This is a genomic window from Poseidonocella sp. HB161398 (assembly GCF_005870025.1).
Lineage (GTDB): Bacteria > Pseudomonadota > Alphaproteobacteria > Rhodobacterales > Rhodobacteraceae > Mangrovicoccus.
Map to the genome: position 1 here is coordinate 13,042 of NZ_VATA01000069.1, position 17,526 is coordinate 30,567.

General features: G+C 67.0%; 18 protein-coding genes and 1 pseudogene. 8 read left to right on the forward strand and 11 right to left on the reverse strand.

From position 1 onward, the window contains the following. Positions 1-22: 22 nt before the first annotated feature. Complete coding sequence (locus FGX59_RS30615) at positions 23-511, reverse strand: CYTH domain-containing protein (protein WP_138471531.1); 489 nt, start codon at positions 509-511, stop codon at positions 23-25. A gap of 334 nt (positions 512-845) precedes the next feature. Here FGX59_RS30615 and dctP point away from each other — a divergent pair, with 334 nt between their 5' ends. The 7 genes from dctP (at position 846) to FGX59_RS30650 (ending at position 8,566) form a co-directional block, all read left to right on the forward strand. After that, positions 846-1,847 (forward strand): TRAP transporter substrate-binding protein DctP, encoded by a 1,002-nt coding sequence (dctP, locus tag FGX59_RS30620; protein WP_138471532.1) that lies wholly within the window; start codon positions 846-848, stop codon positions 1,845-1,847. 48 nt (positions 1,848-1,895) lie between these two features. Further along, on the forward strand, positions 1,896-2,414 hold the full coding sequence (locus FGX59_RS30625; protein ID WP_138471534.1) for a TRAP transporter small permease: 519 nt from the start codon (positions 1,896-1,898) through the stop codon (positions 2,412-2,414). Continuing rightward, positions 2,414-3,712 carry a TRAP transporter large permease gene (locus FGX59_RS30630; protein WP_108259957.1) on the forward strand — a complete coding sequence of 433 codons (1,299 nt, stop codon included), beginning with the start codon at positions 2,414-2,416 and terminating at the stop codon, positions 3,710-3,712. The genes FGX59_RS30625 and FGX59_RS30630 overlap by 1 nt, the downstream gene beginning before the upstream one ends. A 29-nt stretch (positions 3,713-3,741) precedes the next feature. Then, positions 3,742-4,659: a dihydrodipicolinate synthase family protein gene (locus FGX59_RS30635; RefSeq protein WP_138471535.1), complete on the forward strand. Its 918-nt coding sequence runs from the start codon at positions 3,742-3,744 to the stop codon at positions 4,657-4,659. Positions 4,660-4,662: 3 nt separating this feature from the next. Beyond that, complete coding sequence (locus tag FGX59_RS30640) at positions 4,663-6,171, forward strand: aldehyde dehydrogenase (protein WP_138471537.1); 1,509 nt, start codon at positions 4,663-4,665, stop codon at positions 6,169-6,171. Between the two features lie 82 nt (positions 6,172-6,253). Next, positions 6,254-7,594, forward strand: a complete 1,341-nt coding sequence (locus FGX59_RS30645) for an FAD-binding oxidoreductase (RefSeq protein WP_240722807.1) — start codon at positions 6,254-6,256, stop codon at positions 7,592-7,594. A 42-nt stretch (positions 7,595-7,636) separates the two neighbouring features. Next, positions 7,637-8,566 carry a LysR substrate-binding domain-containing protein gene (locus tag FGX59_RS30650; RefSeq protein WP_138471542.1) on the forward strand — a complete coding sequence of 310 codons (930 nt, stop codon included), beginning with the start codon at positions 7,637-7,639 and terminating at the stop codon, positions 8,564-8,566. A gap of 274 nt (positions 8,567-8,840) precedes the next feature. Here FGX59_RS30650 and FGX59_RS39855 read toward each other — a convergent pair whose 3' ends face one another. The 10 genes from FGX59_RS39855 to FGX59_RS30695 form a co-directional block, all read right to left on the reverse strand. Continuing rightward, positions 8,841-9,011, reverse strand: coding sequence for a hypothetical protein (locus FGX59_RS39855; RefSeq protein WP_370296400.1), 171 nt, complete (start codon positions 9,009-9,011; stop codon positions 8,841-8,843). Further along, positions 8,986-9,222: a transposase gene (locus FGX59_RS39860; RefSeq protein WP_206078478.1), complete on the reverse strand. Its 237-nt coding sequence runs from the start codon at positions 9,220-9,222 to the stop codon at positions 8,986-8,988. Before FGX59_RS39860 ends, FGX59_RS39855 begins: the two co-directional genes overlap by 26 nt. Positions 9,223-9,627: 405 nt before the next feature. Beyond that, complete coding sequence (locus FGX59_RS30660) at positions 9,628-9,741, reverse strand: HXXEE domain-containing protein (protein ID WP_138471543.1); 114 nt, start codon at positions 9,739-9,741, stop codon at positions 9,628-9,630. 342 nt (positions 9,742-10,083) lie between these two features. Then, positions 10,084-10,275, reverse strand: a complete 192-nt coding sequence (locus tag FGX59_RS30665; RefSeq protein WP_138471545.1) for a hypothetical protein — start codon at positions 10,273-10,275, stop codon at positions 10,084-10,086. 40 nt (positions 10,276-10,315) lie between these two features. Then, positions 10,316-11,365, reverse strand: a complete 1,050-nt coding sequence (locus FGX59_RS30670; RefSeq protein WP_138471547.1) for a glycine betaine/L-proline ABC transporter ATP-binding protein — start codon at positions 11,363-11,365, stop codon at positions 10,316-10,318. Continuing rightward, complete coding sequence (locus FGX59_RS30675) at positions 11,358-13,352, reverse strand: proline/glycine betaine ABC transporter permease (protein WP_138471549.1); 1,995 nt, start codon at positions 13,350-13,352, stop codon at positions 11,358-11,360. Before FGX59_RS30675 ends, FGX59_RS30670 begins: the two co-directional genes overlap by 8 nt. A gap of 55 nt (positions 13,353-13,407) precedes the next feature. Continuing rightward, on the reverse strand, positions 13,408-14,364 hold the full coding sequence (locus FGX59_RS30680) for an ABC transporter substrate-binding protein (RefSeq protein WP_138471551.1): 957 nt from the start codon (positions 14,362-14,364) through the stop codon (positions 13,408-13,410). Between the two features lie 45 nt (positions 14,365-14,409). Beyond that, positions 14,410-15,216 carry an SDR family NAD(P)-dependent oxidoreductase gene (locus tag FGX59_RS30685; protein ID WP_138471553.1) on the reverse strand — a complete coding sequence of 269 codons (807 nt, stop codon included), beginning with the start codon at positions 15,214-15,216 and terminating at the stop codon, positions 14,410-14,412. Between the two features lie 90 nt (positions 15,217-15,306). Next, positions 15,307-16,011: a FadR/GntR family transcriptional regulator gene (locus tag FGX59_RS30690; RefSeq protein ID WP_138471555.1), complete on the reverse strand. Its 705-nt coding sequence runs from the start codon at positions 16,009-16,011 to the stop codon at positions 15,307-15,309. Positions 16,012-16,013: 2 nt separating this feature from the next. Then, complete coding sequence (locus FGX59_RS30695) at positions 16,014-16,778, reverse strand: SDR family NAD(P)-dependent oxidoreductase (protein WP_138471557.1); 765 nt, start codon at positions 16,776-16,778, stop codon at positions 16,014-16,016. Positions 16,779-17,271: 493 nt separating this feature from the next. Between FGX59_RS30695 and FGX59_RS30700 the strand changes: the two are divergent. Next, positions 17,272-17,526, forward strand: a pseudogene (locus FGX59_RS30700) (IS6 family transposase); the annotation flags it as partial.

The following is a 17,526-nucleotide window of genomic DNA, read 5'->3' on the forward strand; positions in this document are numbered from 1 at the left end:
ATTCCGGGCAGATGGCGCCGGATCAGCCTGCGGCAAGGCCTTCGCGCGCATGCGATGCTGCGCGCCGCAGCAGGGTCACCTGCTGGTAGTCCCGCTGGCCCGTGACCTCGCGACCGACCCAGTCGGGACGCGGGAACCATGCAGTTTCCGATGGTAGCTCGATCTCGCAGAAGACCGTCCCTGCGAGGCTTCCGTGGAATTCGTCCACCGTCCACTCGAACCCCTGATAGAGGATGTGATGGCGGGTTTTTTCCACCTGCCCCGCATGGCTGTAGCTCGCCAGCATGATCTCCGCGTCAGCGGCGGGTATCGGGTATTCAAACTCGTCGCGGGATATGCCACGGCGAGGCCCCTTGAAGGTCAGGGTGGCATGGCCGTCGGAGAAACGGATACGGAGCTTCATCCCGTCTTGCTGGATGATGAACCCGTCGCGCAGATACGTCCGGCGCGTCGCCGCGGATCGCCAGCTGCCGTTACGCACGAGAAACTTGCGTTCGATTTCCTTGGCCATGGTTCCGCCACTTCCGGTGTCATGCACGGCGGGCAGAACCGCTTCGGCATCTCGGGTTGCAAACAAATAGGCTTGCGAAATGCACCTTTCGGTTGCGCGGCGTCAAGGGATCGTCATGGCGTGCACGATGCTCCACGGAACATGGAGTCTCGGGCCAGAGGATTGCAAGCATCTGCCATGATGAGATTTTCTGGTGTTTTGATCGGCGCATAAGCCCGGCCTTATGCCCCGGGCATGCCAATTCTCGTTTGCCGAAGCAGGGTCTTCCGGCGGACCAACTCCCAATCACAAGGCGCCCAAGCGCCGCGACCCAGATCGCCAACGGGAGACCAACATGACCGGAACGACTGCCTTCACCGCCCTTGCCCTCGCCGCCGTCCTGGCGGTGCCCGCCCATGCCGCCGAGCGGCTCGTCCTGACCAGCGAGGCGGGCGACCGCGACTCCGTCCTGGGCCATGCCATGCAGGACTGGGCGAAGCAGATCGAGGAAAACTCCGACGGCCGCCTGCGCGTCGACGTCTTCTACCAGGGCGAACTCGGCGGCCAGCAGGAGCTGTTCGACCAGCTGGTACAGGGCAATATCCAGATGATGATCACCTGGCCGCAGACCTCCTACGACCAGCGCATCGGCGTCAACTACATCCCCTACATGGTGCTGGGCTGGGAGGACGCCATTGCCTCCTTCGGACCCGATGGCTGGATCCGCAAGGTGATCGGCCCGGTCTACGAAGATCTCGGCCTGAAGTATTTCGGTCCCTTCCCGGAAGGCTTCGGCGGCATCGCCACCAAGGGGCGCCACGCCACGACCGTCGAGGGCGCGCAGGGCATCCGCGTCCGCTCGCAGCCGATCTTCCCCTTGCCGCAGACCGTGCAGGCGATGGGCTTCCAGGCTGTGCCGATCGACTGGAACGAGGTCTATACCTCGATCCAGACAGGCGTGGTCGACGGCGACAGCTCGAACGTCATCTACTGGGACTACGAGTATTTCCGCGACCAGCTCGACTATTTCGTCCAGAGCTCGCACAATTTCTCGTCCTACTCGCTCCTGATGAACGAAGCCGCCTGGGACGGCCTCGCGCCCGAGGACCAGGCAGTCGTCGCGGAGGCCGCGCAGGCCGTGATGGACGCCCAATTCGCCAATGCCCGTGCCGAGGACGAAAAGTGGATCGCCAAGGCGCAGGAGGCCGGGATGGAATACATCGTGCCGACGCCGGCCGAGAAGGCCGCCTGGGTCGAGAAGGTCCGCGCGGAGGTCTGGCCGCAGGCCGAAGAGGCGCTCGGAGCCGAGATCATGGACCAGGTCCGCGCCAACGCCTCCGTTCCGGCGGCCGAGTGATCCTGTCCGCCGGGGTCCGCAGGGGCTCCGGCACAGGGAGGACATGCCATGAACATCCTGAAATTCCTTGACCGGGCGCTGGCCTGGATCATCCAGCCCGTGCTCGTCGCGCTCGGGCTCGCGGTCGCCGTGCTGCTGGCCTGGGGCATCTTCAGCCGCTCGGTGCTGGGCGCCCCGGTCTTCGGGCTCGAAGAGCTGATGCTGATCGGCGTCATGTGGTTCTACATGCTGGGGGCAGTGATGGCCTCGCGCGAGCGGTCGCATCTGAGCGCCGACTTCGTCCGGGTCATGACCCGCAACCCGCGCATCCACCGCGCCGCCGACATCTTCTCGACCGCCGTCTCGCTGGTCGTGGCCCTGGCTTTCGTCACCTGGTCCTGGTCGCTCGTCTCCTTCGGGCTGGAGCGGGGGCAATCCACGCCGGTCTTCGGCATTCCGTGGTGGGTGTCGCAGGCGGCGCTTCTGGTCGCGGCGGTGCTCTTCGTCGCCTACCTGCTGCGCGACCTCGTGCAGGAGATCCGCGGCCGCGACATCCATTCCGGCAACCCCGAAGCGGAGGTGAACTGATGGGCGCGCTTCTCGCAATCCTCGCGGTCATCGTGCTGATGATGGCCGGCGTCCCGGTGGTGTTCTCCTTCGCCGCCATGACGCTGATCCTGTCGGTGGTCTACGACATCGACATCTCCTCGCTGATGACGACCGGCTTCTGGGCGGTGAACTCGGTGATCCTGGTGGCGCTGCCCTTGTTCGTGATGACCGGCTACCTGATGCAGTCGGGCGGCATCGCGCGGCGGCTCGTCGAATTCGTCGAAGCCGTCGTCGGACGCTCGAAGACCGGCATGGGCACCTCGATGGTGGTGGCCTGCGGCATCTTCGGGGCGATCTCGGGCACGGCCTCGGCGGCGGTGGCCTCGATCGGCTCGATCATGCTGGATCCGATGGAACGCCACGGCTATGCCCGCGGCTACACCTCGGCGCTCCTGGGCGTCTCGTCGCTGCTGGGCCTCCTGATCCCGCCCTCGATCACGATGATCCTCTATGCGGTCGTCACGCGGCAGTCGATCGCCGCCTGCTTCCTCGCCACCGTCGGGCCGGGGATCCTGCTGATGATCGTGCTCTCGGTGCTGAACCGCATCCATGTCGTCCGCCACATGGGCGGCGACGACGCCAAAATCCCGGCGCGCCAGCGCCTGTCGGAGAGCCTCTCCACCGGACGTGCGGCGATCCCCGCGCTGATGCTGCCGGTCATCATCCTCGGCGGCATCTATGGCGGCATCTTCACGCCGACCGAAGCCGCGGCCATCTCGGTCGTCTATGCCATCCCGGTCGGGCTCTTCGTCTACCGCGAGCTGTCGCTGAAGGGCATCGCCCAGGCGGTGATCCAGGCCGGCACCACGACCGGCGTGATCATGATCATCCTGGTCTTCTCCTTCGTCGCCAGCCGCATCTTCACGCTGGAGCGCGTGCCGCAGGAACTGACCGACCTGCTGCTGGGCACCTTCGACAGTCCGCTGGTCATCCTGCTGATGGTCAACATCTTCCTGATCCTGCTCGGCATGATCATGGACGATGTCAGCGTGATCGCCATCATCAGCCCGCTGATGGTCCCGGTCATGGCCGAGATCGGCGTCGATGCCGTCCATTTCGCCGCCATCATCGGCACCTCGGTAGTGATCGGCGCGAACAGCCCGCCGATGGCGCCGATCCTCTTCATGGCCTGCCGGGTCGGCAAGGTCGGGATGTCCGAGGTGATGCGCCCCGCCCTCTACTTCATGGGCCTCGCCGCGCTGCCGGTGATGCTCGTCACCACCTACTGGCCGCCGCTCGCGCTGTTCCTGCCGCGGCTGATGGGCTTCCTCCAATGAGCCGCTCCCCAAGAACCGGAGACCCGCGCATGACGCACAGATTTGTCCTCGAGGGGATCTACACCCCCATTGTCACCCCCTATGGCGCCGATCTGGAGCCCGATTTCGACCGGCTGGCGGATATCGTCGAGCATCTCGTCGCCTCCGGCGTCCATGGCGTGATCTCGGGCGGATCGACCGGCGAGAACTATGCCCAGACCGTCGAGGAGCGGCTGACCCTGGCGCGCTTCATCGGCGAGCAGCTGAAGGGCCGCCTGCCGCTGATCGTCGGCACCGGCGCGATGCGCACGCCGGACTCGATTGCCCTGGCCCTCGGCGCGAAGGAGATGGGCGCCGAGGCGCTGCTCCTCGGCACGCCGCCCTATTCGGTCCCGACCGAGCGCGAGAACGCGATGAACGCGCTCGCGATCGACCGCGCCGCCGACCTGCCGGTGATCCTCTACAACTATCCCGGCCGGATGGGCGTCGAGATGGGGACCGAGTTCCTCGACCTCGTCTGCCGCTCGCGCAACATCGTCGGCATCAAGGAAAGCTCGGGCGACATCAACCGGGTCCACCTGCTGGCCCGCGACTACCCGCATATCCAGATGTCCTGCGGGATGGACGACCAGGCGCTGGAATTCTTCGCCTGGGGGGCGCGCAGCTGGATCTGCGCGGGCTCGAATTTCCTTCCCGAGGAACATGTCTTCCTCTACGAGACCTGCGCCGTGCATGGCGATTTCGCCAAGGGCCGCCGGATCATGTCGGCGATGATGCCCTTGATGCGCGTGCTCGAGCAGGGCGGCAAGTTCATCCAGGCGGTCAAGCATGGCACCGAATTCCTCGGCCATCCGACAGGCGCGATGCGCCCGCCGCTGCGCGGTCTCGACAAGGACGAGAAGCGCCAGCTGGAGCAGGTCATCGGCACGCTGAAAACCACGATTGCAGCCATCAAGGCGGAGAACTGATCCATGAGCGACCTGCTGACACGCGACGAATACGAAGCCATCGCCGCCTCGCTCGAGCTGCCCTGCAACGCCTTCATCGGCGGCAGCTTCCGCCCGGCGACCTCCGGCGCGACCTTCGAGACGGTGAACCCTGCCACGGGCGTGAAGCTGGGCGAGGTGGCCGCCTGCGGCGCCGAGGATGTCGATCTGGCGGTTGCCAAGGCAAGCGAGGCCTTCGAGGACGGCCGCTGGTCGCGGCTGCACCCGACAGAACGCAAGGAGGCGATCCTCAGGCTCTGCCGCCTGATGGAGCGGGAGGCGCACGAGCTCGCGGTGATGGAGAGCCTCGATTCCGGCAAGACGATCTACGACTGCGCCACCGTCGATGTGCCCGAGACGATCCATTGCCTGAAATGGCATGCCGAGCTGATCGACAAGATCTACGACCAGGTCGCGCCCGCCTCCGACGACCACATCGCCATGGTGCTGCGCGAGCCCGTGGGGGTCGTCGGGCTGGTGCTGCCCTGGAACTTCCCGCTCCTGATGCTCGCCTGGAAGATCGGCCCGGCGCTGGCCGCGGGCTGCTCGGTGGTGGTGAAGCCCGCCGCCGAGACCACGCTGACCGCGCTGCGGGTCGCGGAACTCGCGCATCAGGCGGGCATTCCCGCGGGCGTGCTGAACATCGTGCCGGGCTCGGGCAGCGCCGTGGGCGAGCCGCTCGGACGCCATGCGGATGTCGACATGGTCAGCTTCACCGGCTCCACCGCCACGGGGCGCCGCTTCCTGCACTATTCGGCGGATTCCAACCTCAAGGAAGTCGTGCTGGAGATGGGCGGCAAGAACCCCTGCATCGTGATGGACGACGCAGAGCATCTCGACGAGGTCGCCCGCCATGTCGTCAACGGCGCCTTCTGGAACATGGGCGAGAACTGCTCGGCCGCCTCGCGCCTGATCGTCCATGCCGACATCCGCGACGCGCTGATGGAGCGGATCGCGGCCGAAGCCCGGCAGTGGACTATCGGCGCGCCGCTCGACCCGTCGGTCCGCGTCGGCGCGCTGGTCTCGCAGGCGCATTTCGCCAAGGTCGCGGGCTATCTGGAGCAGGTTGGCGAAGGCCGCGTGCTGATGGGCGGCAGCACCGTCGGCGGCGCCTTCGTCGAGCCCACCATCGTCGAGGTGCCGGACAACGCCCATCCGCTGGCGCGGGAGGAGATCTTCGGCCCGGTCCTGACCGTCATCACGGTCGCGAGCTTCGAAGAGGCCATCGCGGTCGCCAATGACACGGAGTACGGCCTGGCCGCCTCGATCTTCACCGCCAATGCCCGCCGGGCGATCCGCGGCGCGCGGATGCTGCGGGCAGGCACGGTGACGGTGAACAGCTTCGGCGAGGGCGACATCTCCACGCCCTTCGGCGGCTACAAGCAGTCGGGCTTCGGCGGCCGCGACAACGGCATCCATGCCCATGACCAGTATACCCAAGCCAAGACCATCTGGGTCGACCTCTCCGATCCCTCCGGCTCCGCCATCGGCTGAGCCGGTCCCAACCGGCGGCGGTCCAGTCCCTTGCCGCCGCCGGACCTTCCTCCACCGCTCTCCATCCGGAAGGACCCCGCCCGTGACGACGCGCTTCTCCGCCAGACGTCTGCCGAAACTCGCCGGTCCCGCCGGCTGGAACGCGATCCTGCCCGCGCGGGCGCCACTGCCGCCGCTCGACGCGGAGCGGAGCGCTGATGTCGTGGTCGTGGGCGGCGGCTTTGCCGGGCTCTCGGCCGTGCGGCGCCTGCTGCAGCTCGATCCGTCGCTTGACGTGGTTCTGCTGGAGGCGGGACAGATCGGCGAAGGCTCCGCCGGGCGCAATTCCGGCTTCATGATCGACCTGCCGCACGAGCTGACCTCCGAGGACTATGCCGGCGGCGGCGACGACCGGGCGCAGATCGCGCTGAACCGGCAGGCCATCGGCTTCGCCCGCGAGGCGGTGGCCGAGTACGGGATCGCGCCGGCCTATTTCGAGCCCTCGGGCAAGGTGAACGGCGCCGCCTGCACCGCCGCCGATGCGCGGAACCGCAGCTATGCCGCCCATCTCGCCTCCCTGGGCGAGCCCCACGAGATGCTGGACGCGCAAGCCATGCGCGCCCTCACCGGCAGCCGCCACTACGTCTCGGGCCTCTGGACCCCCGGCACGGTGATGATCCAGCCCGCAGGCTATGTCCGCGGGTTGGCCGCCGGGCTGTCCGGGAAGGCGGCCATTCACGAGGGGAGCCCGGTGACCGGCTTCGTCCGTCAGGGAGACGGCTGGCGGGTGGAGACGCCGAGGGGCGCGGTCTGCTGCGGCAAGGTCATCCTCGCCACCAACGGCCATCTGGAAAGCTTCGGGCTGATGCGCGGGCGGCTGATGCACATCTTCCTCTTCGCCGCGATGACCGAGGAGCTGGGTCCGGAGACGCGGGCCGAGCTCCGCGGAGCGCCCCGCTGGGCGCTCACCCCCTCCGACCCGATGGGCACGACCGTGCGGCGCATCGATCCCGGACAGGGCGGCCACCGCATCGTCATCCGCGCGGCGGCCGAGTTCCGCCCCGGCATGGAGACAACCACCGCCCAGATGGCGCGCGCGATCCGGATGATGCGGCGGAAATTCGACGACCGCTTCCCGATGCTCTGCGGCCTGCCGATGGCGCATCACTGGGCCGGGCATCTCTGCCTGTCGATGAACCATGTCTCGGTCTGCCGCGAGCTGGAGCCAGGGCTCTATTCGGCCTGCGTGCAGAACGGGCTGGGCACAGTGCGCGGCACGCTGACTGGCATCGCCGCGGCCGAGATGGCGATGGGTGTCACGGACGGCATCGCGCCCGGCTTCGCCGCCGAGCCCTTGCCCGCGCGCCTGCCGCCCGCGCCCTTCGCGCAGATCGGCGCCACCGCCACGCTGCGCTGGAAGGAATGGCGCGCCCGCGCCGAGTGAACCGCGCTTGAGAAGCGCCCCGCGCTGCCGATAGGATGGGACATGACCCCGCGCCGCCGCTACCTGCCGTCGATGCAAGCCTTCGCCACCTTCGAGGTCGCGGCGAAGCACCTGAGCTTCACCCTGGCCGCCACCGAGCTGAACGTCACCCAGGCGGCGGTCAGCCAGCAGATCCGCGGGCTGGAGAAGGCGCTCGGCTGCCTGTTGTTCTTGCGCCTGCACAATGCGCTGGAGCTGACCGGGGACGGGCGCCGCCTGCTCGGGGCGGTGACGGCCGGGCTCGACGGCATCTGCGAGGCGATTGCCGGGATCGATCCGGCCGAGGCGGCGACCGCGATCACCATCTCCGGCACCCAGGCCGTCATTGCCTACTGGCTGGCGCCGCGCCTCGACGCCTTCCGCGCGCTGCATCCGGAGGCGCGCTTCGTGCTCCTGGCCTCCGACGAGAACGACCGGCTGAGGAACTTCGCCGAGGTCGACCTGTCGGTGATCTGCGGCAACGAGCGCTGCGATCCCGGCGAGCAGCTGGTCTATCTCTTCGACGAGACCGTCCGCCCGGTCTGCAGCCCGGACTTCCTCGCCCGCCACGGCCCGCTCGGCAGCGCCGGCCTCCTGGCGGAGACGGAGCTGCTGGAGCTGCACCCGATGCACTGGAGCTCCGACGCGATCGGCTGGACGCCGCTGAGCTGGAAGGACTGGTTCCGCTCTGCGGGCCACCCGGCGCCGGAGCGTCCCTTCCGGCTGGTCAGCAACAGCTACCTGGTTCTGGTAGAGGCCGGGCTGCGTGGAGAAGGCATGCTGCTGGGTTGGGACCATCTCGTCGGACGCCATCTGGAGCAGGGGCTGCTGGTCCCGGCGCAGGACGGCCAGCTCCGCATCGACCGCGGCTATTATCTGAAGATCAACGCGGCCTCCGCCGAGCGCCCTCTGGTCCGCGAATTCGTGGATTTCATTCTAGATGGGCCGGTGTAGGATTGACGGACGTCAATTCTGGACTGATGCAGATTGTCTAATCGCTGCTTTCGCGTCAAGCGGGTCTCGCCTATCTGTCCCTGATCTGCCGGATGCATGGCTGTCTCCACGGTCGGCATGAGCCGCCGCATCATGGGGAGTCGCGGAAGGAGCCTTCAATGTGGATGACGCATTTCGTCTTTTCGACGGTGCAGCCCCGTCAACGGAATGGCTCGTCCCTCGTCCCGGCAGGGACGTTTCTGGCGATCCGACACGATCGCAGTATTTCAGGCTTTCACGCCGTTTTGCCCGGGCAAGGATCGAGAAATGCCCCGGTATTGAGCATGGCGTGCATGATGACGTCCAGCTTGCGCGCTACGGCGACGGCGGCGCGCTTGAACCCGATCCGCTCCTTCAGGCCGTGCCCCCAGTTCCGGAGATCACTGTCGCAGGACACGCGTGTCAAGATGGTGACTGCTGCCTCGTAGAGCAAACTTCTCAGATGCCGGTCGCCGCGGCGAGATATGCCCGTCGTAGACCACCTCGCCGGACTGGAACCAGCGAGTTGTCAGGCCGAGCCAGGCGTCGACGGATCTCGACGTCCGGAAGTTGCCGGGGTCTTCGATGGCCGTCGCGAAGGCTGTCGCCGTGATTGCGCCGATGCCGGGGATCGACATGAGCAGGCTGCAAGCCTGGTCCCGGCGGGCGGCGGTGGTGAGATGCCGACAGAGCTCCGCGGCGCGCCTGCGGATCTTGCTCCAAACTTCCCGCAGGGCAAGACGATGGCGTCGAGCCTGGTCTGCCCCGCAAGCATCTCGCGGACGTTCCTGTCGAAGGCGCTTCCCTTGCCGGGGCCAACAACCAGGCTGAATGTCTTCATCATGCCGCGGATCTGGTTCGAAAGCTCGGTGGCGATCCACACTACGCGACTCCAGCGCTCAAGCGTCTCGGGACGACGATTTTTCGCCTCGCGATGGGATCGGCGAGACCTGATCTCAACAGCCGAAGGGCTTGTTGCAGATATCGGCGAGCGGGATTCAGTGCACACCTAGGCCGAAAAGCATGTAGAGAAACGAATGCAATCACGAAATCGGCTGCATAAGATCCTTTTGGATGACGCAGCGGTAGGTGTAAAGCGAGATCGGGAACAGAACGAATGTCGCCGTCACCAGACCCGGCGAATAGAAGCGTTTCATCTGGATCTCTGATCCCGTCTCACGACCGTTGCGCCAAACTTCTCCTTGCCCTCTTCCACTCCAACCTCCTCGCTGCCGTGACGGCTTTTGCCTTCACGGCTGGAGACTGGGAGACGCCACCGCGATCATGGGGTCTAAGCTGGAAGGTGGAGCCGCGCGGCAGGCGCGCAACTACCGCGGGTCGAAACGACGAGCGATGCTGCCGTACTTCTCAGGCAGATCGAACCCGTCGGCTGAGGTGATGGGGCGAAGGCAGCATGTTCAGCGCTGGTCGTCGGCGCCATCCTGTGCTGAGGACAGCGCGCCAGTCAGCCATGAAGGGCATGCTTTGCTGCAAGGTCGTCACGACAGGAGCGGGCCGTCGGTTGCGCGCTCCCTCAGTTCCTGCTCCATCTGCCGCCGGTAACGGGCGAGGCGGGGTGCCATGTTCAGGGCGATCACCGAAACGATCCGGTCTCCGCGACGGCCTTCGATCAGTGCCTTTCCCTCTTCCAGTGCGCCGGCAAATGCAAAGGGGTCCATGTCGGCGGACATGGGCCCCTTTCGCGTGACATGGCAGCTGCACCGCAGGATGTCAGACGCCTTCGGCGAGGGTTCGCAGCGCAGTCTGGCGGTCGAGGCAGCCTACCGGCAGGCCGCTTGCATCCGTGACTGCCAGCGGGCCGGATCCGGCGACGAGCCGCGGTGCGACGGCGGCGATCGTGCTCGCCGCAGGGACCGTTTCGACCGCATCCGGCATGACTTCGGCCGACATCAGAGACGCGACGCGGATGACCTTGGCAGGCGGGACCTTGGCCACGAACCGTCGCACGTAGTCGGTCGCGGGGCGCGTCACCAGGTCTTCGGCCGTGCCGATCTGCACGATGCGGCCGCTTTCCATGATGGCGATGCGGTCGGCAAGCCGGATTGCCTCGTCGAGATCGTGGGTGACGAAGATTGCCGTGCGCTGGTGCTCGCGCTGGAGCCGCAGCACCTCGGCTTGCAGGTCGGCGCGGATCAGCGGATCGAGCGCCGAAAAGGGTTCGTCGAGGAACCAGAACTCCGGATCCGTTGCCAGGGAGCGCGCGATCCCGACGCGCTGCTGCTGGCCGCCCGAGAGCTGCGAGGGCATCCGGTCCTCGCGCCCCGAAAGCCCGACCACCTCGACCAGTGCGCGGGCCCGCGCCTCGGCCTCGGCCCGGGCCATGCCCTGGACTTCCAGCGGGAAGGCGATATTGCCCAGTACCGTGCGGTTCGGCAGCAGCGCGAAATGCTGGAACACCATCCCCATGCGGGTGCGGCGCAGCTCCGCCAGCGGCTTCTCGGGAAGCTTCAGGATATCTTCGCCGTGATAGAGGATCTCGCCCTCGGTGGGTTCGATCAGCCGCGTGAGGCAGCGCAGGAGCGTCGACTTTCCCGATCCTGACAGCCCCATGATGACGAAGACCTCGCCGCGGGCGATGTCGAAGCTGGCCTCCTGCACGGCGCCGACCAGGCCGTCGCGCTCCAATGCGGCCGGGGCGCGGTTGGGCCCGGGACGGGCGCGGAAGGCGGCTTCGTCCTCGCCGAACACTTTCCAGACCGAGCGGGCGGACAGGACCACCGGGCGGTCCGCGGGGGCAGGGCGGTGATGAAGATCAGACATGGGTCTCTCCCTGGTGGCGGGCGGCGCGGCTGGCGCCGGACTTGAGGATCGCATCCACGCTCAGCGCGATGCAGGCGACGCAGAGACCGGCCACGATGCCCGGCCCTGTCTCGCCGCGGGACAGGGCGGTGAAGACGTCCTGGCCCAGTTCGCGCGTGCCGACCAGGGCGGCGATGACCAGCATCGACAGCGCCATCATCACCGTCTGGTTCACGCCGAGCAGCAGCGTCGGCAGCGCGGCGGGCAGGCGGACATGGACGAAGCTCTGCCATTTCGAGCAGCCCGCCATCGCGGCCGCTTCGAGCCGCTCGGAGGGAACGTGCTGCATTCCGGCCATCGCGTAGCGCACCGCGGGAGCGATGGCGTAGGAGGCGATGGCGATCAGCGCGGAAAAGTCGCCGTTGCGGAACAGCATGACCGCCGGCAGAAGGTAGACCAGCGTCGGCAGGGTCTGGAGCGTGTCCAGCACCAGGTCGATGCCGTGGCGCAGCCCCGGGCGTCCGGCAGCCCAGATGCCAAAGGGCATGCCGACCGCCAGCGCCAGAAGGACGGCGAGAAGGGTCAGGTAGACCGAGCCCATTGCCGCCTGCCAGTAGCCTGTCAGCACGACGAAGAGCGACAGCCCGGCCAGGAGCCCGGCGAGCCTTGCACCGCCGAGTCGCCAGCCCGCCAGTGCCAGGGCCAGGACGCCGGCCAGCCAGGGCAGCGCGGCCAGCCCGTCCCTCAGCGGGTTCATGACATGGATGAGCACGCTGGCCCGCACGGCTTCGAGCGCGTCATAGAAATGCGTGTTGATGACGGACACCGCACCGTTCCAGAAGGGCGCCGTGGTCAGGGTCAGCGCCTTGGGCCATGCCGCCAGGGCCGGGACCGCGAGGCTGGCCGCCGTCGGAACCGCCAGCAGCGCGAGGGCCAGGAGGCTGTCGCGGCGTGTCCACAGGCCGGTGCGGCCCTGCGCGCGGTTCCGCGCGGCCGTCTGGGTCAGCCGGTCGAGCACCACGGCGAGGACGACGATGCCCATTCCGGCCTCGAAGCCCGCGCCGAAGTCGAGCCGACGCAGGGCGCGCAGCACGTCGTAGCCGAGCCCGCCCGCGCCGATCATCGAGGCGATGATCACCATGTTCAGTGTCATCATCACGACCTGGTTCAGGCCAATGGCCAGACGCGGCACCGCGACGGGCAGCTCGACCTTCCACAGGGTCTGGTGCCGCGAGCAGCCGGACATCTTCGCCAGCTCCAGCGTTTCCGCCGGGACCGCGCGAAGCGCCAGTACGGTGGCATGGACCATGGGCGGCAGGGCATAGACGACAGTGGCGAAGAGCGCCGCGCTCGGTCCGTAGCCGAAGAGCAGCAGCGTCGGCAGCAGGTAGGAAAAGATCGGCACCGTCTGCATGACGTTCAGGACCGCGCGCACCGCAGGTTCCACGCTCGGCGTCCGGTAGGCGCGGATGCCGATCCCGAGGCCGATCGCCAGGGCGGCGATCACGCAGAGAAGCACGGAGGCCAGGGTCGTCATTGCCGAGGTCCAGAGCCCGAAGAGGGCAAGGTAGAGGCCGGCGCCCAGCGTCAGCAGGCCGAGACCCCGCCCCGAGATCCGCCAGGCCAGCAGCGCGGCCGCCATCGTGATCCCCGCCCAGCTGAGCGGCGGAGCGATCTGCACGCGGTTGAATCCGGCACCCTTGGCCCAGCCGTCGGCCAGCAGCACCTGGAGCGCCTCGATCGGCCATTGGGCGGCGGACGCAACCGCGCGGGTGATGCCGGAGACGGGCAGGCCGGCGATGGACGCCTCGCGGGCGAACCAGTTCAGCGCATCGCCGGTCCAGTCGGCAAGCGGGACGACCGCCGCGGGCGGCAGGTCGCGCAGTGCAGGCGGCAGGAGCAATGCCAGGACGAACAGGGCCGCGACGGCCGCAGCGCAGGCGGCGTAGCGCCCTGCGCCGGTCCGCCCGGCTTGGTGTGCGGGACTTGTGGGAGAGGTATCCGCCATGGGGGTCTTCCGTTCAGGGGGGAGGCCCGGCTCCGGCCCTCCCGGTCAGACGGGATCAGTCAGCCGCGCAGGCGGCCCATTCGCGCCACTTGGACTCGTTCTCGGTGGCCCATTCCATGGCGACTTCGTCCACGTCGCGCCCTTCGACATCGACTTCGTAGACCAGCTGGCCGACCTCGTCGGCGTCCATGGTGAAGTTGCGGGTGATCTCGTAGGCGCAGGGCCAGATTTCCTCGCCTTCCGCCCAGGCCATCTTCTTGATCCAGCCCTGCGGCTTGCCGCAGTCATAGGCCATGTCCGGATTGACGCCCCAGGAGGGATCGGAATAGCAGGCGTCCTCGTAGGCCGGGAACTCGACAAAGGAACCTTCGTACACCGACGGCGCCCAATGCGGCTTGTACACCCACAGGATGATGGGCGCCTTTCGTTCGTAGGCAGCCTTGAGCTCGGCGAACATGGCCGCGTCGGTGCCGGCATGGACGACCTCGAAGGGCAGGTCGAGCGCCTCGATCCGTTCCTCGTCGAACCCGCCCCAGCTGACCGGCGCCCCGAGATAGCGGCCCTTGGGCGCGGTCTCGGGAGCCGAGAACGCCTCGGCGCAGTCCTTCAGCGCGGTCCAGTCGGGCAGGCCGGGGCACTGCTCTTCCATGTAGGCCGGATACCACCAGTCCTCGCGCGCCTGCGGACCCAGCTCGCCCATGTCCAGAACCTTGCCGGTAGCGACTGAGGCGTTGAAGGCCTTGTCCTGGGTGGTCTGCCAGGTTTCCAGCGCAATCGTCAGGTCGCCGTTCTCGAAGCCCGGATAGCGGGCGCTGTCATCGGCGATCACCTTCTCGACGTCGTAGCCGTAGGTCGAGAGGATGATGTTGAGGATCTCGGTGTCGACCAGCATCGACGTCCAGTCGGCCTGCATCAGCTTGATGGTCTCGCCGGATTCCGGCTCGAAGGCCGCGGCCTGGCTGGCAAGGAGCGCGGCGGCCGCCGCCGTGGTGGCAAGGAAGGTGGTTTTCATGGTCGCTGTCCTGTTGGGTCGGTTTCTTGTTCCTGATGCTGGCGCTCAGCCTTTGGCGTACCAGCCGTTGTCGACATAGAGCGCCGTGCCGTTGACGAAGCTGGCCTCGTCCGAGGCGAGCCACAGGGCCGCGGCGGCGACCTCCTCGGGCTCGCAGAGACGGCCCTGCACGCCGTGCAGATCCGCCTCGTTCCAGTTCTGCCCCTGGCCGTCCAGCTCGTCGATCTCGCGCAGGCCGTGGGCGGTCTTGACGAAGCCCGGGCAGACCGCGTTGGCGCGGATGTTCTCGTCGCGGTACTCGACGGCGATCGAGCGGGCCAGCTGCAGCACCGCCCCCTTGGTCATGCAGTAGAGGCTTTCCAGGGCGAAGCCCTTCTCGCCGCCAATCGAGGAGGTGATCACGACCGAGCCGCCGCCGTTCTGCCGCATCTGCGCGACGACTTCGCGGCAGACGATGAAGGCCGAGCGGACGTTGATCGCCATCAGCCGGTCGTAATCCTCGTCCGTCGACTCGTGCAGGGGCTTCACGATGATCGTCCCTGCATGGCTGAACAGCGTGTCGACTGGCCCCCAGGCGGCGTTGACCTCGGCCAGGGCGGCACGCACCGCCGTACTGCTTGTCGCGTCGGTCTCGACGAACATGACCTCGCGGCCCAGAACCTGCTGTTCGGCGGCGGCCGCACGCCCGGCCTCGCCGGCGATGTCGAGGATGGCGACCCGGGCACCGGCTTCGGCGAACTGCCGAACGGCGGCCAGGCCCATTCCGTTGGCGCCCCCGGTGATGATCGCCGTGCGCCCGGACAGACGGCCCTGCAGCGCCGCACTTGTCCCCATCCTGGTGTCGATCCTCATCGCTTCCGTCCTTTGGATTAATGGTCTTATATGTAGACCATTAAAAATCGACGCATGGAGTCAAGCGCCCTGCTGCCGGACGGCGCTCAATCAGGCCGGAGAATGGAGAATTTTGCGGATTGCCTGCCAGTGAAGGTCGTTCACTGCGGCCATGGCCGATTCCGAACTGTCCGGATCTTCAGCATCAAGTGCAGAAAACAGGCTTTTATGCGCCGCGAGTGTCCCGGCTGACGACTCGGCGGGGAAGCCGGTTTCAAGAGGCAGGAACAATTCGGCGATGGCCTCCTCGACGCCGCGCGACAGGAGAGGGTTCTGCGCGGCGTCGCTGACTGCCAGCAGGAAGAGCGTCTCGGCCTGTTTCCGGCTCGGCCTGTCCTTCGCCTGGCCCATCAGCCTCAGCGCCTCCCGGAGCTTCTTGAGATCGGCGGGCCCGCGGCGCAGGGCGGCATGGCGCGCGGCAGCGCGGAGATTGACGGCCAGGTACTCGGCAACCCGCAGCGCCGCCCCGGGTGTGCGAGCCATTCGCCGCAATGCGAGCTGGTTCAGTCGGTCCTCGTCGGCGACGAAGGCCCCGCCCTGGGCTCCGCGCCGCACGCTGATGTACTCTGAGGTTTCCAGAACCCGCAGGGCTTCCCGCAGGGTCACGCGGCTGATCCCGAAGCTTTCCGACAGTTGGCGCTCGGCCGGAAGCCGTTCGCCGGGCAGGATCAGTCCGGAATGTATTTGCCGCTGCAGCAGGTCGACGGCCAGGCCGTAGGCGGCCTTGGGTTGCAGCGGCCGCAGGCCCCAGAGCATCTTCAGACCGCCGTGAAGGTGTTGTCGACGAAAATTTCGGCGCCGTTGACGAAGCTGGACGCGTCCGAGGCAAGGAAGAGCGCCACTTCGGCGACTTCTTCGGGCTCGCAGATGCGTCCCTGCATGGCGTTCACGTCATCTTCGGAGGCCAGAACGCCATAGCTGCGCAACTGCGCGATCTCGTCCTCTCCATGCCGCGTGCGCACGAAGCTGGGGCAGATCAAGTTGCAGCGGATGCCCTGGTCCCGGTACTCCACGGCAATGGCGCGGGCGAGCTGGTGCATTGCCGCCTTGGAGGCGCAGTAGAGCGCCTCGAGATGTGTTGCGGCCCGGACCCCGGTCGTCGAGGTGAAGAGCAGCGTGCCCTTGCCACGCTCCAGCATCTGGGGCAGCACCAGCCGTGTCATCAGGAACGCGGATTTGGCGTTATTGTCCATCAGCTCGTCCCATTCCTCGAGCGTGCAGTCGAGGAAGGGCTTCACGAGGATGATGCCGGCATGGTTGAAGAGCACATCCACCCGGCCGAGGAAGTCGGACGCCGCATCGCAGGCCGCCTGCGCGCCTTCAGGGCGCGCGACATCGGCATGCACCCAGTTGACGCGATGCCCCTGCTCCGAAAGCTCCGCAACCAGGGAGGAAGATGCGTCCGCATCGCGATCCGCGATCATGACCTGCGCACCTTCGGAGGCGAAAAGCCGTGCGCTGGCGGCCCCCGCGCCTTTTGCGCCCCCCGTTATGAGGACGGACTTGTTCTGCAGTCTCTTCATGGATCGGATTCTAGACCATTGAGCGCGCCAGTTCCAGTGATCAGACTGTCGCCCTCTGTGGACATTTCCAGCTTGATGGACGTTCGAGGTGGTGTAGGCCCTCCCGATTGCTGGGGCTCGAAGACCTGTCCCGGATCGGCATCGTCAGGTTGCCGCACTGCCTGACGAAGCCCGCTGTATCTACCTTTCGACGGCGGGCCCGGCCGTGCAATCCGCCCGGAGGTCGCTGGCATCGGATCGGTCGTGGCGGCGGGAGTGGGCAGGTGGGCAGTGCGCTTCGGCTGGGTGCGCAGAATAGCGTCCGTCAAGGCGGTGCCAATTCCCGGATGGCTGGACGGCACGAACAGGCGGCTTTCGTGGTAGCGCCGAGAATGGGGCCGATCTCCTCCTTGCCAATCTGGGCAAAGCCTTCTTTTATCCCCTAGCGGCTCGCAGACTGCCTATCGGGCATTGTCAACTTGTTCGGGAAGTCTGCGTTGGATAGTCATCCGGCATGAGAGTACCGTCCGAGCTGCCGCGCCTGAAAGGCTATCGCTTCTCCCGCGAGATCGTTACTTACGCGGTCTGGGCGTACCATCGGTTCGCGCTGAGCACGGCGGATGTCGAAGATCTTCTCGCGGAGCGCGGCGTGATCGTCAGCCGGGAAACGGTCCGGAAATGGGTCAACCGATTTGGGCGCTATTTTGCTTCCTGCATCAAGCGCGATAGGCCCGGCGTCCGCAGCAAATGGCACCTCGATGAGGTCGTC